Origin of the sequence: Halovivax limisalsi (assembly GCF_023093535.1) — an archaeon.
Classification (GTDB): domain Archaea; phylum Halobacteriota; class Halobacteria; order Halobacteriales; family Natrialbaceae; genus Halovivax; species Halovivax limisalsi.
Genome location: NZ_CP095757.1, coordinates 1,490,622 through 1,511,594 on the forward strand (window position 1 = coordinate 1,490,622; position 20,973 = coordinate 1,511,594).

At 68.4% G+C, this 20,973-nt stretch carries 19 protein-coding genes; 7 read left to right on the top strand and 12 right to left on the bottom strand.

Annotation, left to right across the window (positions count from 1 at the left end; translation table 11 throughout):
- Positions 1-66: 66 nt before the first annotated feature.
- From MXA07_RS06715 to MXA07_RS06730, 4 genes are all read right to left on the bottom strand, one after another.
- Complete coding sequence (locus MXA07_RS06715) at positions 67-2,097, bottom strand: hypothetical protein (protein WP_247731276.1); 2,031 nt, start codon at positions 2,095-2,097, stop codon at positions 67-69.
- 121 nt (positions 2,098-2,218) lie between these two features.
- On the bottom strand, positions 2,219-4,246 hold the full coding sequence (locus tag MXA07_RS06720; RefSeq protein WP_247731277.1) for a hypothetical protein: 2,028 nt from the start codon (positions 4,244-4,246) through the stop codon (positions 2,219-2,221).
- 110 nt (positions 4,247-4,356) lie between these two features.
- Entirely contained in the window at positions 4,357-6,666 is a 2,310-nt protein-coding gene (locus MXA07_RS06725) for a sensor histidine kinase (protein WP_247731278.1), read from the bottom strand.
- A gap of 193 nt (positions 6,667-6,859) precedes the next feature.
- On the bottom strand, positions 6,860-7,045 hold the full coding sequence (locus tag MXA07_RS06730) for a DUF1328 domain-containing protein (RefSeq protein ID WP_247731279.1): 186 nt from the start codon (positions 7,043-7,045) through the stop codon (positions 6,860-6,862).
- A 294-nt stretch (positions 7,046-7,339) separates the two neighbouring features.
- Here MXA07_RS06730 and MXA07_RS06735 point away from each other — a divergent pair, with 294 nt between their 5' ends.
- Together MXA07_RS06735 and MXA07_RS06740 are read left to right on the top strand one after the other, a co-directional pair.
- Positions 7,340-7,534, top strand: a complete 195-nt coding sequence (locus tag MXA07_RS06735) for an HVO_0649 family zinc finger protein (protein WP_247731280.1) — start codon at positions 7,340-7,342, stop codon at positions 7,532-7,534.
- A gap of 136 nt (positions 7,535-7,670) precedes the next feature.
- A complete protein-coding gene (locus MXA07_RS06740) occupies positions 7,671-8,828 on the top strand; it encodes an archaeosine biosynthesis radical SAM protein RaSEA (protein WP_247731281.1) in 1,158 nt (385 codons plus the stop codon).
- A gap of 38 nt (positions 8,829-8,866) precedes the next feature.
- Here MXA07_RS06740 and MXA07_RS06745 read toward each other — a convergent pair whose 3' ends face one another.
- Both MXA07_RS06745 and MXA07_RS06750 read right to left on the bottom strand, forming a co-directional pair.
- Positions 8,867-9,031, bottom strand: a complete 165-nt coding sequence (locus tag MXA07_RS06745) for a hypothetical protein (protein WP_247731282.1) — start codon at positions 9,029-9,031, stop codon at positions 8,867-8,869.
- Between the two features lie 183 nt (positions 9,032-9,214).
- On the bottom strand, positions 9,215-10,369 hold the full coding sequence (locus tag MXA07_RS06750; protein WP_247731283.1) for a hypothetical protein: 1,155 nt from the start codon (positions 10,367-10,369) through the stop codon (positions 9,215-9,217).
- A gap of 398 nt (positions 10,370-10,767) precedes the next feature.
- On the opposite strand from MXA07_RS06750, the gene MXA07_RS06755 reads away from it, so the two are divergent.
- Both MXA07_RS06755 and MXA07_RS06760 read left to right on the top strand, forming a co-directional pair.
- Positions 10,768-11,556 (top strand): class I fructose-bisphosphate aldolase, encoded by a 789-nt coding sequence (locus MXA07_RS06755; RefSeq protein WP_247731284.1) that lies wholly within the window; start codon positions 10,768-10,770, stop codon positions 11,554-11,556.
- Positions 11,553-12,566, top strand: a complete 1,014-nt coding sequence (locus tag MXA07_RS06760; protein ID WP_247731285.1) for a class 1 fructose-bisphosphatase — start codon at positions 11,553-11,555, stop codon at positions 12,564-12,566. The genes MXA07_RS06755 and MXA07_RS06760 overlap by 4 nt, the downstream gene beginning before the upstream one ends.
- 70 nt (positions 12,567-12,636) lie before the next feature.
- On the opposite strand, the gene MXA07_RS06765 is transcribed toward MXA07_RS06760, so the two are convergent.
- A complete protein-coding gene (locus MXA07_RS06765; protein WP_247731286.1) occupies positions 12,637-12,837 on the bottom strand; it encodes a DUF8119 family protein in 201 nt (66 codons plus the stop codon).
- Positions 12,838-12,839: 2 nt separating this feature from the next.
- Complete coding sequence (locus MXA07_RS06770; RefSeq protein ID WP_247731287.1) at positions 12,840-14,153, bottom strand: hypothetical protein; 1,314 nt, start codon at positions 14,151-14,153, stop codon at positions 12,840-12,842.
- Between the two features lie 194 nt (positions 14,154-14,347).
- On the opposite strand from MXA07_RS06770, the gene MXA07_RS06775 reads away from it, so the two are divergent.
- The 3 genes from MXA07_RS06775 (at position 14,348) to MXA07_RS06785 (ending at position 17,376) form a co-directional block, all read left to right on the top strand.
- A complete protein-coding gene (locus MXA07_RS06775; protein ID WP_247731288.1) occupies positions 14,348-16,132 on the top strand; it encodes an acyl-CoA carboxylase subunit beta in 1,785 nt (594 codons plus the stop codon).
- A gap of 364 nt (positions 16,133-16,496) precedes the next feature.
- A complete protein-coding gene (locus MXA07_RS06780; protein ID WP_247731289.1) occupies positions 16,497-16,844 on the top strand; it encodes a DUF5658 family protein in 348 nt (115 codons plus the stop codon).
- Between the two features lie 139 nt (positions 16,845-16,983).
- Positions 16,984-17,376 carry a hypothetical protein gene (locus MXA07_RS06785; RefSeq protein WP_247731290.1) on the top strand — a complete coding sequence of 131 codons (393 nt, stop codon included), beginning with the start codon at positions 16,984-16,986 and terminating at the stop codon, positions 17,374-17,376.
- A gap of 152 nt (positions 17,377-17,528) precedes the next feature.
- On the opposite strand, the gene MXA07_RS06790 is transcribed toward MXA07_RS06785, so the two are convergent.
- The 4 genes from MXA07_RS06790 to MXA07_RS06805 all read right to left on the bottom strand — a co-directional run bounded on the left by MXA07_RS06790 (position 17,529) and on the right by MXA07_RS06805 (position 20,841).
- A complete protein-coding gene (locus MXA07_RS06790) occupies positions 17,529-18,254 on the bottom strand; it encodes a guanosine phosphorylase (RefSeq protein WP_247731291.1) in 726 nt (241 codons plus the stop codon).
- Positions 18,255-18,375: 121 nt separating this feature from the next.
- Positions 18,376-18,690, bottom strand: coding sequence for a HalOD1 output domain-containing protein (locus MXA07_RS06795; protein WP_247731292.1), 315 nt, complete (start codon positions 18,688-18,690; stop codon positions 18,376-18,378).
- Between the two features lie 149 nt (positions 18,691-18,839).
- Entirely contained in the window at positions 18,840-19,919 is a 1,080-nt protein-coding gene (locus tag MXA07_RS06800) for an ATP-dependent ribose-1-phosphate kinase (protein ID WP_343217260.1), read from the bottom strand.
- Positions 19,920-20,013: 94 nt separating this feature from the next.
- Positions 20,014-20,841 (bottom strand): DUF63 family protein, encoded by an 828-nt coding sequence (locus tag MXA07_RS06805; protein ID WP_247731293.1) that lies wholly within the window; start codon positions 20,839-20,841, stop codon positions 20,014-20,016.
- Positions 20,842-20,973 lie beyond the last annotated feature (132 nt).

Here is a 20,973-nt window from a genome sequence, read left to right on the forward strand (position 1 = left end):
CGATGACCGTCGCCGGATCACCGCCGATCCGTCGGAGCACTCACCGCCTGACGTCGTCGGCTCGACTCAGACGAACGGGTAGAACGGGTCTCGATCGGGCTGCCAGTGGACCTCGCCGTCGACGATGGGGATGATGCCCTCCGCGGCGACGACGTTCGAAAACTCCGGGCCCGTGGTCGTGAACTCGATCGGCTGGGCGCACATCTCGGGCGGATCGTCCTCGAGACCGGAGTGCCAGATGAATCCGGCCTTGGGGATGTACTGAAAGACGCGCACGTCGAGGCGATCGACGCCGGCGGAGTCGACCGTCGCCGGCGCCGTGTACAGCATGTCGGGCTGGGTGAGCTGGGCGAACGCGTCGCCGAGGGCGCGAAACGCGGCCGTCTCGTCGGGGCCGCCGGCGTACCGGGTCGCCTGGTCGACGGTGAACCCGCGCGAGAGCAGGCCGAGCAGTCGGTCCCGATCGGCCGGCTCGGGCGCGTTCGACGACCGATCCCGGGCGATCCCCGCCAGACTCCCCGCCCGGATGCACGACCGGCACGCCTCGAACCCGCCCGGCCCGTCGAGAAACACGAGGCGCGCGTTCGATCGCTCGATCGTCGACGGATCGAGCGTCCCGTCGTCGCACGCGAACCCGTCCGCGACGTCGCCCACGAAGTGAAGCAAGTCGCCGCCCGTTTCGAACAGATCTCGCAGGTCGTCGCGGGGGACGTCGGTTCGGACCGTGACGTCCGCGCCGTCCGGCCCGTGTTCCGCGAACAGGTCGGCGCTCGCCCGGGCGGTCTCGCGTCGACCGTCGTCGGTGCAGACGACCACGACGCGCTCGGCCTCGGTCCACTGTTCGAGGTACCGAGTGGCGCTCTCGTAGGCTTCGAGTACCGGGACGAACAGCGACTCGTCGGGCGGTGCGTCCTCGCTCATCCATGCCAGCGCCGCGCCGTGGGGACCGCCGTCGACCGCGCGCGCTGGGACCGATTCGGGCGCGACTCGACGAGTGCCGTGGGGCCCGTCCGGATCGACCCGGCCGGGGGCGGCGTCGGGGAGCATGACGATCGACTGGTTCCGGACGAGGTACGGTAACGATTGGACATTTTGATACGTCGGTTCGACGTAACTCACGAAGTGCCATTCGGGGAGCGCCTCGCTCACGCCACCGAAATCCAGCGCCAGACAGGTCTCGAGTCGCTCGACGTCGGACGCGTCGACGAACGCCGCCGGGTCGAACGAGAGCTGCGAGAGCAGGTCCTGTTCCGCCGGCGAGATCGTCGAGAGCTGGTCGTAGCGGACGAGGCTGTCGACGAGAAAGACGCGACGGAGCAGCGCGGCCACCTCGTACTGGTAGGCGGGAAGCGAACCGAGGTCGACGACGGACTCGCCGTCGTCGGTTCGGATCCGCCCGCCGTCGACGGCTTCGGTCACGACTCGACACCCCAGATAGTACGACAGCGGCGCCGCCGGGAGGAGATAGCCGAGGGACTGCGGCACGACGAGTTCGAGCCCGGTCTCCGGGACGTGGCTCTCGACGGCCTCGGGAATATCGACGCGGTCGTCGAACGCCACGCGCGGCGGGTGGCGCTGGCTGGCGTTCGCGGAGCGCCGCGGCGTGGTATCGCGGACCGACGAGGAAAACTGCGAGATCGCGGTGGCGACGCCCTCGATCGTCTCCGGGACGGTGACGGTGTGTCGGGGATACGTGACGCTACTCTCGAACCCGAGCGTGACCGGCGTCGGCTGCTCGAACGAGAGTTCGAGGAGTCCGTCGTCGAAGGTGATCCGGGCCGGCCCGTCGAACCGAACCCGAACGTTGACCGGTGATTCGACCGACAGGAGCGACGACGAGTGGGTCGGCTCGATCGCGTCCATTCCCTCTTCGATCGGCTGCCGATCGCGAATCGAGTCCTCCTCCAGCCCGGCCAGCTGGGCGAAGCTCGCGGATGTCGACAGCGTCGTCACGCGACCGGCGATTCGTCCGTCGACCTGCATCGGGAAGGAGTGTGCGGGGGCGATCTCGTCCCACCCGATCGTCTCGACCTCGAGGACGTTGTCGACGCGGTCGGTCGCGCGGATCGTCGTGTCGATCACCTCGATCGCGACCATGCGCGTCGATGGCGTTCGACCAGTATACGTCTGCTGGCTTTCGGGTGGCCACGGCCGCCCTCGTGGCTGGTCCCGGATGGCGGCGTAGACAGCGGAGATAGCCTGAGAATGCCGTCGATCCCTACACGAACGGATAGAACGGTTCGTCAGCGACGGTCCACCGGATCTCGCCGTCGACGATCGGAATGATGTCCTCGGACGCGACGAGGCCCGCGAGCTGGGTGCCCGTCGTCGTGAACTCGAACGGCTGCGCGCACAACCTCGCCGGGACGTCCTCCACCCCGGGTCGCCAGATGAAACCCGCCTTGGGTATGTACTGGTGAGCGCACACCCGGAATCGGTCGACGCCCAGGGATTCGACCGTCGCCAGCGTACAGTAAAGCTTCATCGACTGGGTTACCTGGACGACCGCGTCGCCGAGGGCGCGAAACGGCGTGCCCGGCGTCGGCCCGGGCGCGTACCTGACCGCTTCGTCGATCGTACAGCCGCGCGCGAGCAACCCGAAGAGCTGCGTCCTGGCTGCCCTATCGGCCGCAGCCGTCGATCCGTCGCGGACGATGCCGGCCACGCTCCCGTTCTGGACGCAGGCGCGTCCCGTCTCGAAACCATCAGGGCCGTCGAGGAAGACGACGCGGGCGTTCGACCGGCCGACGTCGGTCGGGTCGAGCACTCCGTCGGCACACGCGATCCCACCCTCGACGTCGCCGACGACGTGGAGCAGGTCGACGTCGGCCTCGAACAGATCGCGAAGCTCGGCGCGCGTGAGCCCGTGATGGACGTCGATCGCGAGGGTATCGGGGCCGTATTGGTCCAGCAGCTCGGCGCCCAGCTGGGCGGCCGATCGGCGATCGTCGTCGGTACAGACGACGACCACCCGATCCGTCTCGGGTTGGCGATCGAGATAGCGCGTCGCCGATTCGTAGCTCTCGACGGTCGGCACGTACAGGGTCTCGTCGGGCGGGTCGTCCTCGCCCAGCCAGGCCAGCGCCGCGCCGTGCGGTCCGCCGTCGAGTGCACGCGCCGGCATCGCCGCGTGGCGCGTTCGGTGGGTCTCGTGGGCGCCGTCTCGCTCTCGGCCGGGAGCGGCGTCGGGGAGCATGACGGCCGAGAGGTCCCGAACCAGGTACGGCAGTCCTCGCGCGTGCGCCAACGTCGGCTCGACGAAGCTCACGGCGTGCCACTCCGGGAGCGCGCGACTCACCCGGTCGAACTCGAGGCCGAGGCACGTTCGAACGCGCTCGATATCCGAGGCCTCGACGTAGGCCGCCGGGTCGAACGAGAGCTGATCGACCAGGGGTAGCTCGGCCGGATCGGCGCTGGCCACCTGGTCGTACCGGACCAGACACTCGATCAGGAAGACCCGACGGAGCAACCGGGCGATCTCGTACTGATAGGCGGGGAGGGCCCCGAGTTCGGCGAGCACGTCGCCCTCGTCCGTCCGAAGGTGCGCCCTGTCGCCCGCCTCGACCACGACGCGAGCGCCGAGATAGTACGCGAGCGGGGCCGCCGGAAAGAGGAACGCGAGCTCATCGGGGACGACGAGTTCGAGCCCGGTCTCGGCGACGTTCGTCCTGACCGCTTCCGGGACGTCGTAGCCGTCGCCGTAGGTCAGCCGCGGCGGATGGCGCCGGTTGGGATCGGCCGATCGATGGGGTGCGTCCTGCCGAACCGCGGACGAAAAGTACGAGATCGCGGCGGCGACGCCGTCGGTCGTTCGCGGAACGGTGACGGTGTGGCGCGGGTAGGACACGCGGCTCTCGAACCCGACCGTCACCGGGGTCGGCTGCTCGAACGAGATGGTAACCGACCCCTCGTCCTCGAAGTCGATGGTGCCCGGTCGGTCGAACCGAACGGAGACCGAGATCACCCCTTCGCCCAACAGCACCGCGCGATCGGCACACTCCATCGGCGTCTCCTCCGGATGGATCGGCTGTGGACGACCGAGTTCACCGTCTTCGTACGTGTTGATCTGCGCGAAACTGGCCGGAACCGTGATCGCCGTCACGCGTCCGCCGATTCGGCCGTCGACCTGTTTCGAGAAGGCGTGTGCGGGGGCGATCTCGTCCCACCCGACCGTCTCGACCTCGACGACGTTGTCGACGCGGTCGGTCGCGCGGATCGTCGTGTCGATCACCTCGATCGCGACCATACGCCCGGAAGGTGGTCGACCAGTATACCTGTGATGGCTTCAACCGGGCCGATCCGGTCGACTCGTCGGGGGCCAGCGCATCGCTACCGGCCACACTGGGACGACCGGCGCTATCGCGAGCGCCTCGGCTCCGGCGTCCGATCGGACGCGTCGACGTCGTCGTCCGAATCGGCCGTCTCCGGCGCGGCCGCCCCGTCAGCGGCCGGATCCAGGCGGAGTTCGAAGCGAGCGCCGCCGCTCCCGCTGTCGGCCACCGCGACGTCCCAGCCGTGGCCCTCGGCGACCTGGGTCACGATGGAGAGGCCGAAGCCGGTGCCGCCCTCGCCCTTCGCCGTGGAGACGCCCATCTCGAGGATCTCGTCTTTCAGATCGTCCGGGACGCCGGGGCCGTCGTCGGCGACGTAGACGCCGCCGTCGAACGTCCCGACGTCGACGGAGACCGTGTCGCCGCCGTGGAGGACGGCGTTGCGGAACAGGTTCTCGAAGAGCTGGCGCGCCCGCGCCCGATCGGCCTGGACGTCCGGCAGCGAATCGACCGAGAGCGTCCCGTCGGCCGTGTCGACGCCGTCCCACGCCTGTCGGACGACGTCTTCGAGCGCGACGGGTTCGAGCTCCCCGATGGCTTCGCCTTCGCGCGCGAGCGTCAGGAGGTCCTCGATCATCCTGTGCATGCGATCGAGTTCCTCCCCCACGACGTCGAGGTGCTTGAGGTCGCCGGTGTCGATGGCGGTGTCGAGGTAGCCCTCGGCGACCGACAGCGGATTGCGCAGGTCGTGACTGACGATCGAGGCGAACGTATCGAGGCGCTCGTTCTGGCGTTCGAGTTCGCGCTCGCGCTCGACGAGCGTCGAGATATCGGTGTAGATGAAGTAGCCGCGCTGGCGATCGTCGTCGGACTGGACCGGAACGCTCCTGAGCAGGAACGGGGCGGTGCCGTGAATCGTCCGCCGGGTGACCTCCGCGTCGACCCGATCGCCGTCCTCGACGGCCTCGTACAGCGACGCGGCGTCCTCGTCCGCCTCGGCCGGGACGAGCAGATCCCGCACTGATTCGCCGACGGCGTCCTCGGGCTCGAACCCGAACAGCCGGACGAACGCCGAGTTGACCGACTCGATCCGGGGCTCGCCGTCCTCGAGGACGTACGTGATCGCCGCGTCCGGGATGTTCTGAAACAGCGCGGCGAACCGATCGCGCTCGAGCGTCAGCGCCCCCTCGAACCTGACCCGGGCCATCGCGTGGGCGGTGTGGACGACCAGCAGTTCCGCGAGCTGGCGATCGATCTCGGAGTAGGCGTCGGGTTCGGTGGCCAGGACCTGGAAGACGCCCGTCTCGCCCATCGGGATCGAGATCGCGGATCGATACGCCGGGTTGGTCGCCGCGGTCGCCGACTCCTCGTGGACGTCGTCGACAACGATCGTCCGGTCCTCCGCGACCGTCCGCCCGGCGATCCCGTCAGCCGTGGAGAGCGGCCCCGCGTCGGCGTAGGGCTCGGCGGCCGTCGCCGCCAGCACCTCGAACGTCTCGCCCTCGGCGTCTGCGATGACGCACGCCTCGAAATCGAGCAGGTCCGAGACGCGTTCGACGACGTACTCGCAGACGCGCTCGACGTCGTCGTCGTGGGCGTCGAGTTCGCGACTGATCGCCCGGAGTCGATCGATCCGCTCGCGGGTGTCCAGTCGATCGTCCGACTTCGCCTCGACGCCGGTGACCGGTTCGATCCTGACGAGGCCGTAGGGCGACCCCGGCAGCGGCCGCGTTCGAACGCGAACCGGCCGGTCGTCGATCACGAACTCCGCCGATCGTTCCTCGCCCGACAGCGCGTCCGCGTACGCCGCTCGAACGTACGGTTCGACGCTCGGATCGATCGACGCGCCGACGAGGGTCCGTCCCTCGAGCGTTGCCGGGTCCAGTCCGTCGGTCAGGGCGGTCCCGACGACGGTGACGTGGCGGTAGTCCGCGTCGAAGACGCCGAGTACGGCGTCCTCGTCCTCGAGGAGCGCGGCGAGCGCCCCGACGTGGGCAGTCCGACCGTCACCATCGGCGTCCCGGTCGGCTCCGTCGGTTCGATCGAGCGCCGCGGCGATGCGACGGTCGAGCAGTGCCGCCGTCGTCGCCGAGTCGGCCGCGAGAGTGAGACAGTCGGTCGCACCGGCCTCGAGGGCCTCGTCCGGTCGCGTTTCGTCGTCCAGCAGCGCGATGATGGGAACAGACCGGTCGGCCGAGCGGACCGCTTCGATCGCGTCCGACGACGTGGACGGACCGGTAACGACGACGTCGACCGCTCCGTCGGAGAGCCGCGCGGTGACCGCCTCCGGACTCGACGCCGACTCGATCGACCGCGTCGGCGATCGAAGCGAGTCGAACAGGTCCTCGCGCGTCCGGGAGCCGTCGAGGAATATCCCGGAGACGTGACGGCTCATGTCGACTCGAATTCGGGTGAGCACGACCTAAACAATTGTGGCCCGATAACAGCCCGCACGATGGCTGTGGGCCCCGGAAATGGCGCTTGGAGACGGCGCGCGCCTTCGGTGGCCGAGCGGGTCGAGACCGGCCGCCTCGGCGAACCGGCCGTCGGCGCGGGCCCGTTCCTCGCACGCAGGCCCGATTCCCGCCTCAGAGCAACAGCGCGATGATCGCGAGAACGATGAACACCAACACGAAGATCCGGGCGATCTCCATCGAGATGCCGGCGACGCCGCGCGCGCCGATCGCCGCGGCAACGAGCGCGAGGACGAAGAACACGATGGCCCAGTACAGGAATCCACCGTCGCCGACCGTGAGCGGGACTGTTTCGAACATACGCCGGTTCGCCACGGACGGACACATAAATACCGCCGACCCTCCAGTCGACCGATCACGCTCCTGACGGGAGTAATCGGCCCGTACCGGCCTCGATCGCGGTGTGGCCGTCGGATCACCACGCGATCCATCGGAGTCGGACGAGTCGCTCGACGACCGTGCCGCGACGGGCTGCCCTGCGGACCGTTCGTCGCCCGCGTCTGGGGCTCGCCGTCCGCCGTCTGGAACCGTCTTCGACCGAGCCGGGCGATTGCCGGCGACAGTATTAATCCGCCCCATGTGGTATGATACCACATGTCTATTGGAGACACGATCAGCCCGTTCGAGCGCCTTCGACGGACCTACGAGTCCGAGTCCCGCTGCGTCGCCTGTGGCAGCGAGGACGACGGCCGGTGGACCGTTCGCGCCAGCGGTCGCTCCGTCCGGTACGAGCGCGAGTGCCGGAGCTGCGGGGCTCGCGACAGCCGCGAGGTTCGACTGCCGAGGTAGGCGACCGACACTGAGCCGGAGGCGGGACCGCCGGGGCGGTGAGCCGACGACGCGGGGCTGTCGACGATGGAGCTGCTGCCCGTCCGATACCCGCCGAGACGAAGCGGCTATACGCGCCGGGGCGTTTATCCCGACAATGAGTCACCCCACGCCCGAGGTCTACGAGCAGGGGAAGGGCATGGACGCCCACAACCAGGTGATGCGCGAGATCCGCTCGCGCAAGGAGGCGAGCTACGATCCCCACGAACCCACGCGCGTCTGGCTTGACGAGGACAACACGCCCGACGGCGTCAAGGAGAGCCTGACGATCATCCTCAACACCGGGGGCTGTCGGTGGGCCCGCGCGGGCGGCTGTACGATGTGCGGGTACGTCGCAGAGAGCGTCGACGGCGGCAGCGTCAGCCACGATGCGCTGCTGGACCAGATCGACGTCTGCCTCGACCACGAAGCCGAAAACGCCGACGAACCCGCCGACCTGATCAAGATCTACACCTCCGGGTCGTTCCTCGACGAGCGCGAAGTTGGAGCGGAGACCCGCCGGGCCATCGCGGAGACGTTCGCCGACCGCGAGCGCATCGTCGTCGAATCCCTGCCCGACTTCGTCGACCGGGAGAAGATCGCCGACTTCACCCGGTACGGCCTCGACACGGACGTCGCGATCGGCCTGGAGACCGCCACGGATCGCGTCCGCCACGACTGCGTGAACAAGTACTTCGACTTCGCGGACTTCGAGGCCGCCTGCGCCGAGGCCGCCGCGGCGAGCGCGGAGGCGGACGCGGGGACCGTCACGGCGGACGATGACGCCGGCGGGGCCGCGAATGCGGACGCCGATGGCCGCGCCTCGGCCGGCGTCAAGGCCTACCTCCTGCTGAAGCCGCCCTTCCTCGCGGAGTCGGAGGCCGTCGAGGACATGATCGACTCGATCGAGCGCTGTGCCGACGTCGCGGGCTGTCACACCGTCTCGATGAACCCCTGTAACGTCCAGCGCTACACGATGGTCGACGAGCTGTACTTCGACGACGGCTACCGCCCGCCGTGGCTCTGGTCGGTCGCGCACGTCCTCGAGGCGACCGCGGACGTCGACGCAATCGTCGTCTCGGACCCCGTCGGCCACGGCTCGGACCGGGGGCCGCACAACTGCACGGAGTGTGACGATCTCGTCCAGAAGGCGATCAAGGACTTCGACCTCAGGCAGGACCCCTCCGTCTTCGAGCAGGTGTCGTGTGCGTGCGAGGCAACGTGGGAGGCCGTGATGGAACTGGAGACGAGCTACAACATGCCGCTGGTACGCTGACGTCGAGCCGCGGATCGGTCGCAGCAGGGACGCCCCGTTCAGGAGGGATGCTGGTGCTTGAGCTGCTCGCCCACCGTCCCGGGGATCGGCGTCAGACAGTCTTTGCACTTCCAGGTGGGATAGACGCCGCTGTCGTCCTTTTCGAGATCCTGTCGATAGCGCAGTTCGGCACCACAGACACACCGGTGGGTCGTCGATGCCATGTGCCACGATCGACTGTCGATCGATAAAAATATCGCGCCGGCGGTGGCGGACCGACCGATCCGCGTCGGCCAGGCGGTCCCAGCGGACCGGACCGAGACGCGTCGGCCGAAATGACCCAGCCGGGTGGAACCCGAATGGCGCCTATTCGGCTCGTTCCACACCCCAATCCGTTCGGGACCCCGTCAGTCGAACAGCGATTCGACCGACTGCACGTTGACGCCCAGAAGCAACGGCACGTCAGACGGCGACTGGAAGTGCACTTCCATGTGTCCCTGGGCGTCGAAGCTCGTGGACGTCTTGACGCGATCGGAGCTGGACGTTCGGTAGAAGGGCCACAGCCCCTTCTTCTCGTAGTCCTTGATCTCGGATTGCTGTTCCGCGGAGTAGGACGCGTCCGAGGTGATCGTCACGTCGACGCCCGCGGTGACGACGAGGTCGGTGACGAGACGCTGCATCGCCCCGTCGTCGCCGAAGAGTTCGTCCCAGGTCGCGTAGCCGTCGCCCGTCCGCCAGACGCTCTCTTCGTGCTTGAGAGCCAGTTCGAGCGCGGCGGCATTGTACCACCCGCCGGCCGTGATCGGGACGGTCACGACGCTGTCGAAGGAGGCGTTTGCCTGCACCCGAGACTCGCTAAACGTCTTCGACAGGTGGTGTTCCGAGTGCCGGTCGACGATCAGTCCCAAGATGTCCTTGCCGGAGGAGGACCAGCAGTCCTTCGTGCTACCGCTTTGTTCCTCGCTGTCGAACGTGAACGAGTAGCTCGACCCGTCAGCGAGTTTCGACCTGATCTCGTCGTACGTGTCCGAGTATTTCGGCGTTCCGGAGTCGGCGTCACCGTTCTCGTAGTAGTGCGGGTTTCTGAGCGACTGTAGCGCCGTCATGATCGGGCTGGTCTGCATCGTCTGCCGGAACGCCTCGACGGCGTTGGTCTGCGTCGAGCCGACGAGGTTCAGCGTGGCCCACCGCTCGAACGTGGTGACGGGGTCTTTGAAGTAGGCGTGCCGGTGTTTCTGCTGGTACTGCTTCCAGCTTTTGACGTCGTCCTCGGTGACGTACTCCGTCCAGTCCGTCTCGTCGGGTTTGAGGCTGTAGAGCAGACGGTTTCGGTACAGGTCGTAGAAACTGTCGTAGCCCGACTGAGTGAAGACCTGCGTCGTACTTTCCGGCGGGATGCCGTCGGCCGTCGCCCACAGGTCAGCGGTCGCTTCGATCGGCTCCGACGCTTCCACGATCTGGAACGACTGCTCGTCCAGTTCGAGCCCGGTCGTCAGCGCGTTGTACCACTTGTTCTGTAACTGTTCCAACGGATCGGCCGCGGATTGGGTTGGTGTGCTCATTGTCTCTTCGGGTGATGACACCGCAATCACCCGGTCCACGCTCCCACACATAAGTTATTTGATATTAATATTCTTTATAATATTAGTTAATTTATCCACTGATAACCAATCGGTGTGGCTTACAACAATATATTTCTAATATTATTAACTGCAATGGCGTATAACGAGCACCGAACAAAACCCCATTCCGGTCTCGAACCGGCTGTGACGGTTCGCCGATCGCCGAATCGTTCTGGCCCGCCGCGTCGATCGACGGCCGACGCGACGAACGGGCGACGTATCTCGGCGGGGGCGTGGCGTCCCGACGGCGTGACGCCGACCGCCGTTCAGCGATCGACGGGGCCGTCGCGACCCGGACCACCAGAGATAAATATCCGTCCGTAGCACCACTCGAACAGATGATTCCGATCGACGATACCCCGATCGCGCGCGACGGTAAGGTGCTGATTCTCGCGATGGATCACGGCCTGGAACACGGCCCCGTCGACTTCGAGGACGTCCCCGAAAAGCTCGACCCCTCGACCGTCTTCGAGACGGCGACTCACGACGCCGTGACCGCGATGGGCGTCCAGAAGGGCATCGCGGAGGGGTACTACCCGAGTTACGAGGACGACGTCAACCTCCTCCTGAAGCTCAACGGCACCTCGAACCTCTGGATGGGCGAACCGGATTCGGCGGTCAACTGCTCGGTCGAGTACGCCGCCGAACTCGGCGCCGACGCGCTCGGCTTCACCGTCTACGGCGGGTCGAACAACGAGATCGAGATGGTCGAGGAGTTCCGTGACGCCCAGGAGGCCGGCCGCGAGTACGACCTCCCGATGGTCATGTGGTCCTACCCGCGCGGCCAGGGAATCAAGAACGACACCAAGCCCTCGACCATCTCCTACGCGACCCGACTGGCGCTGGAACTCGGCGCCGACGTGGCGAAGGTCAAGCACCCCGGTAGCAAGGAGGCGATGGCCCACGCCGTCGAGTGCGCCGGCGACGTGAAGGTCATCATGTCCGGGGGCTCGAAGACCTCCGACTACGAGTTCCTCTCGACCGTCGAGGCCGTGATGGACGCCGGCGCGAAGGGCCTGGCCGTCGGCCGCAACGTCTGGCAGCGCGAGGACCCGGCCCGGCTGCTCGACGCCCTCGAGAAGGTCATCTACGAGGGCGAGACCGCCGACGCCGCGCTGGAGGAATGAGCGAGCGCGACGGCGACGGCGCGACCGGCGATACCGGACGGGCGGACAGCGGCGCGGACGGCGACGGCGCGACCGGCGATACCGGACGGGCGGACAGCGGTGCGGACGGCGACGGCGCGGCTGGTGACGGCGGCGCGGACGACCGCGCCGCGACGATCGACGCGGTCGTCGACACCGTCGCGGACGCCGCGAGCGACATCCGAGCGGGCCTGGTGGGCCGGCGCGGCAAAGCCGACCGGGAGAATCCGAGCGGCGAGGTCCAGGCCGAGGCGGACGTCTACGCGGACGACCTGCTCGAGGAGCGCCTCTCGGCGATCGACGGCGTCGCCGAGTACGCGAGCGAGGAGCGCGCGGAGGTCGTCGACTGCGGCGGCTCGGCGGCCGATCCCGATGCGGTCGCCGTCGCCGTTGACCCGCTCGACGGCTCGTCGAACCTCGAGTCGAACAACACGATGGGGACGGTCTTCGCCGTCTACGACGAGCCCCTCCCGGCGGCCGGCGCCGCGATCGTCGCCTCGGGCTGGGTGCTCTACGGCCCCATCACGACGATGGCGCTGGCCCGCGAGGGCACCGTCACGAAGTACGAACTCTCGGGCGACGAGCGAACCGTCGTCGAGACGGACGTCACGATCCCGGACGAGCCGCTCGTCTACGGCTTCGGCGGGCGCGTCCCCGACTGGCCCGAGGACTTCGCGGCCTTCGCCGGCGAGGTCGAATCGGACCCGTCGCACAAACTGCGCTACGGCGGGGCGATGATCGGCGACGTCAACCAGGTGCTGACCTACGGCGGGATCTTCGCCTACCCGGCGCTCGAGAGCAGTCCGCGCGGCAAACTCAGGCTCCAGTTCGAGGGCCACCCCATCGGCCACCTGGTCGAGACCGCCGGCGGCCGGTCTTCGGACGGCAGCCGGTCGCTGCTTTCGGTCGAGCCGGACGACCTCCACGACCGCGTCCCGCTGCACGTCGGCAACGCGGAGCTGATCGACCGGCTCGAAACCGTCCTCGCGTGAGCGACCGGCGCAGTCGCGCGGCCGGTCTCCCTGGACGTCGCCGACGCCGCGCGCCATCGTCGAGGCCCCGTCACCGCCAGCGGAGCGGGTCGCCGACGATCGCGAATGCGATCGCGCCGCCGACGAGCAGCGCGTAGAACGCGACGCGCGGCCAGCCGGTCGCGAGGAAGACGAGACTCAGGCCGACGACCCAGCCCGTGAGGACGACGAGGAGCCAGGTCACGCCGACGAGGGTGCGAACGATCGTCCGCGGGCGGACGGATTCGAGCATGATCAGAAGTGATAGCCGTGGCGCTCGGTGATGGTGTGTGCGGCGACGCCCCAGACGTGGTTCTGGCCGGGCCACCAGGTGCGGGCGCTGTTGACCGAGGCGACGAGCGCGCCGTCGACGCCGTCCGACGAGCCGTCGTCTTCTCGCGGGCGTCGCCCGCTCGAATTGTCCGAGGGACGTCGTCCCTCGCCGCTCGCGAAGACGCCGTCGGGCTCCGGGTCGATCGTCACCGAACCGCTGTCGCCGTCGGCGATGTCCGACTCGCGCCCCCACTTCAGCTGGCCGCGCCGACAGCGATCCGTCGTGACGCACGTCGAGGCGTCGATGCCGTGGACGCGCCCGCTCGTGTGCCCGCTCGTCCCGCCGATCATCTCGACCGCTTTCCCGCGGGCGACGAGATCGGCGAGCCCCCACAGCGTGTACTGGCCGACGACCGGGATCGTTCCGTCCCGCCCGAGGACGCTCCCCGGGCGAGCCGCGCCGACGGGCGAGACGACCGCGACGTCGGCGTCGGGTAACGGGTCGGCCACGTAGCCGATCCGGCGGACGACGTTCTCGGCGCTCGGCAGGCCGAGTTCGGTCCCCGTCGCGTCGTCTTCCGGGAACGCGTGCAGGGCCGTCGCGAACCGCGCCCGACCGTCCGTCCCGTACAGCGCGGGAGTGAGCGTCGCGAAATTGTCGCCGATCGAACAGCGAACGCCGCCCGGGACGGGGTCGACGTACGGGGTCCGGACGAGTCCGCTCGAATCGAGCGACGGGGTCGTTCCGTCACGGTCGCCGCCCTGTTCTTCGAGTTCGATGCTGATTCCGTCGAGCGACCCGTCCCACTCGATCCCGATCCGCGAGGCGAGCGTCCCGATGGTCCTCGGCAGCGACCAATCGTTCAGGTTCCGGACGCCGATCGACAGCCGAACCGTCCCCGACCCGTACGACCCCGGCACGACTGCGCTGTTGAGGTAGCCGGGGAGGCGCGTTCTGAGGAGCTGGCGATGGACGTCCATGGCCGTTCGAACCCGTCGGTACCAGTCGGCCGGGACCGTTCGGACCAGCGGTTCGACCGCGGCCCTGCGCCCCGGATCGTCGCCCGCCGACTCGTCCGGTCGCCTGACCAGCGCCGTCTCCACCTCGACCGTCCCGCTCGCGGGATCGAGCGCCCGGCCGATCCCGAGTACGCCGGCCAGCCCCAGGGCGTACCCGGCGCTGGCGGCGCTCTCGAGGACGGTTCGGCGATCGATTCGCCCGTTACCGTCGCCCCGTTTCTCCGGCCGGTCGCTCGGCTGACCCGCAGCTTCCGACCCCGGTGCTGCTCCGGACATGGCCCTGCCTCTCACGCGTCGACGGTCGCCGGTCGACTGACGCGCTACTATTCCACGCGAGTGAGGTCATTGGTGGTTGTGCTTGCAGTCTGACGGCATCGGTCGGAATCGGCGCCAGGTCGACGCGGCGCCTTCGTTCAGCGCCGCTTCGACGAATGGAAAAGGGTATGGGCCGGACACTCCCACGAGATGGTATGAAGGTTCGAATCGGTGCGGCGGCCTCCGAGGCCGAGGCCTCGGCGATCGCCACCGCCATGGCCGAACACGTCGGCGGGTCGGTGTCCGTCTTCGTCGGCGACGCGACGGAGCCGGCCGCCGAAGCGGCGCCGACCGACGGGCGCGAGCGCGGGTCGAACGGGGCAGGATCCGGAGGCAGTGCGGGGTCCGGGAATGGCGTCTCTGCACCGTCGGCACCGGCGCCGGACGACCTCGGGCCGACGGAGCGCGAGGAGCGCCTCCGCGAGGAGATCGCCGAGATCCTCGAGGGCGGCCCGGAGAAGTACAAGGAGCAACTCCCCGAGGAGGACAAGCTGTTCGTCCGCGACCGGATCGACCTCTGGTTCGGTGGCGAGGGCAACGACCTGCTCTTCGAGGACGGCCGGTTCGCCGAGTTCGACGCCGACGACCAGCTGCCGGCGGACGGCCTGATCACGGGCGCCGCGACGTTCGAGGACCGGGACGTCCACTTCATGGCCAACGACTACACGGTCAAGCGCGGGTCGATGGCCGCCAAGGGCGTCGAGAAGTTCCTCCGGATGCAACAGCGCGCTCTGAAGACGGGTCAGCCGGTGCTGTACCTCATGGACTCCTCGGGCGGCCGGATCGACCAGCAGACGGGCTTCTTCGCGAACCGCGAGGGGATCGGGAAGTACTACTACAACCACTCGATGCTCTCGGGTCGGGTGCCCCAGATCTGCGTGCTCTACGGCCCCTGTATCGCCGGTGCGGCCTACACGCCGGTCTTCGCCGACTTCACGATCATGGTCGAGGGGATGTCCGCGATGGCGATCGCCTCGCCCCGGATGGTTCAGATGGTCACCGGCGAGGACATCAGCATGCAGGACCTCGGCGGCGCGTCGGTCCACGCCAGCGAGTCGGGCAGCGCCGACCTCGTCGCCCGCGACGAGGAGCACGCCCGCGAACTCGTCTCGCAGCTGATCACGTACCTGCCGAACAACTCCGACGAGCAGCCGCCGCGGACGGCCGGTGGGCCGCCGGCGAAGTCGCCGGCCGGCATCGACTCGATCATCCCGCAGGAACCCAACCGCGGCTACGACATGGTCGACCTGATCGACCGGGTCGTCGACGAGGGCTCGTTCTTCGAACTCCGACCCGACTACGGGAAAGAGATCATCACGGCCTACGCCCGGATCGACGGCCGGCCGGTCGGCATCGTCGCCAACCAGCCGGCCCACCGCGCGGGCGCGATCTTCCCCGACGCGGCGGAGAAGGCGGCGGAGTTCATCTGGAAGTCCGACGCGTTCAACGTGCCGATCCTGTACCTCTGTGACACGCCCGGGTTCATGGCCGGCTCGCAGGTCGAGAAGGACGCCATCCTCGAGAAGGGCAAGAAGTTCATCTACGCCACGTCATCGGCGACGGTGCCCAAGCAGACGGTCGTCGTGCGCAAGGCCTACGGCGCGGGCATCTACGCGATGGGCGGCCCGGCCTACGACCCCGAGAGCGTCATCGGCCTCCCCTCCGGCGAGATCGCGATCATGGGCCCCGAAGCCGCGATCAACGCGGTCTACGCGCGCAAGCTCTCCGAGATCGAGGACGAGGACGAACGCGCCGAGATGGAGGCCGAACTGCGCGAGGAGTACCGCGAGGACATCGACATCCACCGGATGGCGAGCGAAGTCGTCATCGACGAGATCGTGCCCCCGAGCGAGCTCCGGACCGAACTCGCCAATCGCTTCGCCTTCTACGAGGGCATCGAGAAGGAGCTGCCGAGCAAGAAACACGGCACGATTCTGTAACGGACGGAGCCGGATCGGAACCAGGCGGTCCGATCACCGGTATACCACCGGTTGAGCCCTCTCATCTGCTCCCCGGTGCGCACCGCGGTGGTATCTCGGTCACTATCCCCTCTGCCGTGCCGGCGCGCCCGGTTCCGTCTGTCCGCGAGCGAGTGCTGGCGCGTTCGTCGGCAGCGAGCGATCGCCGGTAACCGACGCCTACCCCCGGGCGAGGCGAGCTGTGCGTTCCGTAACCGTCGCTTAGAGACGGACGAACGGCCGTACCTCGGGGATAACTATTCGTCGAACGGTTGCCCGGTCGGACGAGCCACTCCGGGGTGTCCGTGGACCCGGCGATCGGTTCGATTCCGACGGGGTGACGTCCATGAGCACGCGCACCCGGCAGGCCGTAGACTGGACGCCGCTGACGGACGCTTCCGAGACCGAGCGCCTGCTGTGGGTGCTCGTCGCCGTGGCGCTGATGGGCGACGTCGCCACGACGCTCGTCGGCCTCGAACTCGGCCTCGCCGAGTCGAATCCGATCGCCCGGTCCGCGATCGACGGCTGGGGCGTCCTCGGCATGCTGACGCTCAAGGCCGGTGCGATCGGCGTCGCGATCGCCTGTCGCCCGTTCGTCGACGCCGCGTATCGACCGATCGTGCCCGCCGCGCTCGCGATCCCGTGGGGCGCGGCCGTCGTCGTCAACCTCTACACGCTGTCGGTGGTCGTGTAGCCGACCGCGCCGCCCGTTGGTGATCCGCCGCGAACCGCGAGCGGGCGACTCGGCCGAGCGAGATCCCGGATCGTCGCTGTTTTCGCCCCGTTCGTGACGGATGAGTAATTATTAGTAGGGCGAGCTCCTCGGTTATCGTATGGTCTCTCGCGATACGTACGTCCATCTCGCCGCTACGGTGCTCGCCATCGGAACGCTCGCGATCGGTGAGTACGCGACTGTCTGGGACGACGGTGCGATCGGCGTGGCCCTCGCCGCCGTCGCTTACGGGATCGCCTTCGGCGGGGCACACCTGTACCTCGCGATCCGTCACGAGGACGGGTTGATTCCCGCCGAATCGCGCTGGCGCTACGTGATCGCACTCGGGGTCGTCCTGGTCGCTGCCGTCGCGATCGCGCTCGCCGGCGATCGGGCCGTCGGGCCCGCTTCGGTTGAAGCGATCAGTCTCGGCGTAATTGCCCTCACGGCGGTCGCGTATTTCCTGCTCGAGGGTCGATCTGGCTACCGCACGTCGGTCGGGTCGGCGAGATAGCTCCTTGGCGTGGTGTTTCGTCCGCGGTCGCGTCGTAGGTGCCCGTGCGTCGATCGGACGGCGGTGCCGTCACGACGGTGTCGGTTCGGTCGTTCTCCGCTATCGTGGACGCCGTCGCCGTCGATTACGGACGAGTAGACCTTTTTCGGGCCCTATAGCGACGCCGCCGCGCCGAGGGCGATGTCGATCGCGCGGGCGACGTTGTCCTTGGCCTTCTCGGGGAGTTCGTCGTCCTCGGTGTCGGTTCCCTTCTGCGTGCCTTCGACGAGGTTGCCGTCGACGGTGCAGATGGCGCCGGCGCGCAGGCCTTTCCGGCGGGCGAGCGTGAAGATCGCGGCGGCCTCCATCTCGACGGCGAGCAGGCCGGCGTCCTCCCAGTCGTCGACGTACGCGTCGGTTTCGGCGTAGAAGGCGTCGTCGGTGGCGACGGGACCGACGTGGACGGGTTCGGCCCTGTCCTCGGCCGCTTCGACGAGCGCCGAGAGGACGTCGTAGTCGGGGACGGCGGGGTACTCGACGTTCTCGTAGCGCCTGGTCGTCCCCTCGTCCTTGGCGGCGCCGTTCGCGACGATCATGTCGCCGATCTCGAGGTCGGCCTGCAGCGCTCCGGTCGTTCCCACGCGGACGAACGTCTCGACGCCGATGGCGGCGAGTTCCTCGACGGCGATCGCCGCGGAGGGCGAGCCGATCCCCGTCGAGCAGATCGTCAGCTCGCGACCCTCGTACGCGGCGTTGACGACTTTGTACTCGCGGTTTTCCGCGACGGTCTCCGCGCCGTCGCAGTGGTTCGCGATGCGATCGACGCGGCCGGGATCGCCGGGCAGGAGCGCGACGTCCGCGACGGCACCGGATTCGAGGAGGAGATGGGGTTGGGTCATCGTCATCGCGTTTTCCGCCCCGGAGTATAAGAGTCGCCCTTCCGTTCCGTCCGTCCACGCTCGCGGGGAGCAGGTTCGCTCGATGGGGCCGCAGGCCCACGTTGCGGGGTGTGTACCCGGGTCAATGCCGCCCGCACTCGAACACGCGGACGACGTCCGGTTCGACCACGACCGTCGCGGACGCCGTGGTGAATCGGACCGTCCCCGGCCGACGACTCGTTCCGTCGGCCCGATCCGCGAAGAGGGCGTCGAGCGCGTCCGGGTCGACGTGTTCGTACAGACTCGCTCCCGTCCCGGTCGGACTCGTCCCTTCGAACCGGGCGAGTGCGGTCGCGACGGCGACGCTTACTGGTTCATCGGTCGATCGGCGGTACTCCGTCCGTCCACTGGGCCCGTTCTCCGCGACGGCCCCACCCGCGTTGCTGGCATCTCTCATGACTCGGTTCCGCCGACCGACGGCAGCGGTTCGCGTCCGGCCGGTCGACGGGCTACCGTAGTCCCCAACGGCGTCACTCTTAGATATTTCGTCAGACATCCACCGCTGAGAATAATATGGGGTGTGGTCGCAATAATCGCGGAACGCCCTCACCGCGGCTGGTCCCTGATGCCGCCGTCGAACGAAACGTCACCCTGCCGCTCGTCGTCGATACAGCTCGTTCGGTCGGTGTCGAAATCGACCGGTCGCTCCGCGTCGGTATCACCCGTTCGGTGCGCACCGGATCGGTCGCCCGCCCCGTGGTCGCAGGGACCGGCCGTTCGCTCGTCGCCGGTGCCGTCCGTCCGTTCGTCTAACTGCCCACCGACAGCCGCGACCCGATCGCGCGAGAGTTCGATCTGTGTTCCGTCCGTCGTCGCGGCGATCGCGCCGCACGCGTTCGCGAAGCGAAGCAGCGCCCGGGGCGTCGGTGCGCGAGCCCGTTCGGCGAGGTACCCGGCCGCGAACGCGTCGCCGGCCCCGCTCGTGTCCACCGGCGAGACGTCGAATCCCGCGTGGCGGACCGATCCGTCCGGTCCGTACTGGACGGCGCCGTCCCCGCCTTCGGTGACGACGACCGTCCGCTCACCGTCGGCCGGCACCTCCGTCCCGCGCCGGCGGATGGCGTCGGCCTCGCGGCCGCTCAGAAAGAGGATGTCGGCGCGCTCGATCGTTCCCTCGTAGGAGCGGTCCCCCAGTCGACGACCGGGGTCGACGCTAACGGGTCGGTTCCACCGGCGCGCGACCGACGCGAAGGCCCGGGCCGTCTCCGGGCGCTGGCTCGTGAGGTGGACGTGATCCGCGCGGCGGACGGCTTCGTCGTCGACCGCGGAGGGTCCGAGCGCCTCGTTCGCCCCATCGTTCCCGAGGACCGAGACGGCGCCGGCATCGTCGACGATGAGGTACTTCCGCGACGTCTCGCATCCGGCGACGGTGTGCACGCCGGTACAGTCGACGCCCACCGATTCGAGCGCGTCGACGATTCGATCGCCGGGCGCGTCGTCGCCGACGCTGCCGTAGAGCGCCACGTCGACGCCGAGCTGGGAGAGTGCCGCGGCCACGTTGGCCGCGCTCCCGCCGGGACCGGTGCGTTCGCCGTGGATCGTCGACTCCCCGTCGGGAACCGGGAGATGATCGACTCGCAGGGTCACGTCCCAGTTTACGTGCCCGGCGACGAGTACTCGCTCCATCCGATACTGATCGACTGACGACGGCGAACGTAAAAACCCCCTCGCCCGCTCTCGGTGCGTGACAGTCAGCCGCCGGTTGCGGTCACCCGTCGGTTCAAGTGACGGTGTAGAGCAAGACGTTGTGAAAGCCGGGCCCGAGCCCGACGGCGGCGACGAACGCCAGCGCGAGTCGCCCCTGTCGCTCCCGTTCGCGGACGAGGTCGCTGAACAGCCCGACCACGACCAGCGCGAGCAGGAGCTTCACCAGGACGAACATCCAGCCCGCGCCCATCACGTCGGGAGTCGGCAGCGACTCGGCGGTCTCGAGGACGATCTGGGAGAGGGGGACCTGCTCCGCGACGCCGATGACGTCGTACCCGATCGCGGTCGAGACGCCGTCGAGGACCTGCGAGAAGACGACGAACGCGCCGGTGAGCCCCGTGACCGCGGCGACCTCGGTGAACCAGAGTCCCATGGCGAGCCAGGCGATGGCCGTGACGATCCCGGTGATGACGACCGCGATGACCGACCAGAAGGGGGTGAACTGGCCGGCCTCGAGGCCGAGCATGATCGTGAGCATCGCGAAGACGGAGACGAAGCCGGTGCCGGTGACGCCGACGACTCGCGGTATCGACCGCGAGAGGCCGGCCGCGTACAGGAAGTTCGCGACGATCCAGACGAACCCGGCGACGATAGCCGTGGTCACGTAGACGCTCGGAATGCCAAACAGCGGCGACAGCGTCTCCGGGAACGCGTCGATCGGTTCGCTGTGGAGGACAGAGAGCGTCGAACCGAGCATCATCCACGGGGCGAAGGCGATCACGGTCCGATCGGTCACGGGCGGATCGATCGCCCACAGCAAGGCGAGCACCCCCGCCAGCCCGAGGACTAGCGGGACGGTGTAGTACCACGACGGTATGACGAATCCCTCCGGCAGCACCATAGAATTAGAGGGACATACCAGCGTCAAACAAGTTCCGGTTGGGTCCACCGACGCCCCTCGTGGATGGATCGTCAGACGCCGACTGGCCGCCCGCGTCCCGGCCGGATGGCGATCGGTCCGCGTCCCGGCCGA

What these genes read in the sequence shown, in the direction of transcription:
- MXA07_RS06795 (WP_247731292.1), bottom strand. Translation starts at nt 18,690, where the DNA reads ATGAGAGATGCCAGCAACGCGGGTGGGGCCGTCGCGGAGAACGGGCCC.
- MXA07_RS06750 (WP_247731283.1), bottom strand. Translation starts at nt 10,369, where the DNA reads ATGAGCACACCAACCCAATCCGCGGCCGATCCGTTGGAACAGTTACAG.
- MXA07_RS06785 (WP_247731290.1), top strand. Translation starts at nt 16,984, where the DNA reads ATGGTCTCTCGCGATACGTACGTCCATCTCGCCGCTACGGTGCTCGCC.
- MXA07_RS06755 (WP_247731284.1), top strand. Translation starts at nt 10,768, where the DNA reads ATGATTCCGATCGACGATACCCCGATCGCGCGCGACGGTAAGGTGCTG.
- MXA07_RS06770 (WP_247731287.1), bottom strand. Translation starts at nt 14,153, where the DNA reads ATGTCCGGAGCAGCACCGGGGTCGGAAGCTGCGGGTCAGCCGAGCGAC.
- MXA07_RS06745 (WP_247731282.1), bottom strand. Translation starts at nt 9,031, where the DNA reads ATGGCATCGACGACCCACCGGTGTGTCTGTGGTGCCGAACTGCGCTAT.
- MXA07_RS06765 (WP_247731286.1), bottom strand. Translation starts at nt 12,837, where the DNA reads ATGCTCGAATCCGTCCGCCCGCGGACGATCGTTCGCACCCTCGTCGGC.
- MXA07_RS06775 (WP_247731288.1), top strand. Translation starts at nt 14,348, where the DNA reads ATGAAGGTTCGAATCGGTGCGGCGGCCTCCGAGGCCGAGGCCTCGGCG.
- MXA07_RS06805 (WP_247731293.1), bottom strand. Translation starts at nt 20,841, where the DNA reads ATGGTGCTGCCGGAGGGATTCGTCATACCGTCGTGGTACTACACCGTC.
- MXA07_RS06720 (WP_247731277.1), bottom strand. Translation starts at nt 4,246, where the DNA reads ATGGTCGCGATCGAGGTGATCGACACGACGATCCGCGCGACCGACCGC.
- MXA07_RS06790 (WP_247731291.1), bottom strand. Translation starts at nt 18,254, where the DNA reads ATGACCCAACCCCATCTCCTCCTCGAATCCGGTGCCGTCGCGGACGTC.
- MXA07_RS06780 (WP_247731289.1), top strand. Translation starts at nt 16,497, where the DNA reads ATGAGCACGCGCACCCGGCAGGCCGTAGACTGGACGCCGCTGACGGAC.
- MXA07_RS06740 (WP_247731281.1), top strand. Translation starts at nt 7,671, where the DNA reads ATGAGTCACCCCACGCCCGAGGTCTACGAGCAGGGGAAGGGCATGGAC.
- MXA07_RS06725 (WP_247731278.1), bottom strand. Translation starts at nt 6,666, where the DNA reads ATGAGCCGTCACGTCTCCGGGATATTCCTCGACGGCTCCCGGACGCGC.
- MXA07_RS06715 (WP_247731276.1), bottom strand. Translation starts at nt 2,097, where the DNA reads ATGGTCGCGATCGAGGTGATCGACACGACGATCCGCGCGACCGACCGC.
- MXA07_RS06760 (WP_247731285.1), top strand. Translation starts at nt 11,553, where the DNA reads ATGAGCGAGCGCGACGGCGACGGCGCGACCGGCGATACCGGACGGGCG.
- MXA07_RS06800 (WP_343217260.1), bottom strand. Translation starts at nt 19,919, where the DNA reads ATGGAGCGAGTACTCGTCGCCGGGCACGTAAACTGGGACGTGACCCTG.
- MXA07_RS06735 (WP_247731280.1), top strand. Translation starts at nt 7,340, where the DNA reads ATGTCTATTGGAGACACGATCAGCCCGTTCGAGCGCCTTCGACGGACC.
- MXA07_RS06730 (WP_247731279.1), bottom strand. Translation starts at nt 7,045, where the DNA reads ATGTTCGAAACAGTCCCGCTCACGGTCGGCGACGGTGGATTCCTGTAC.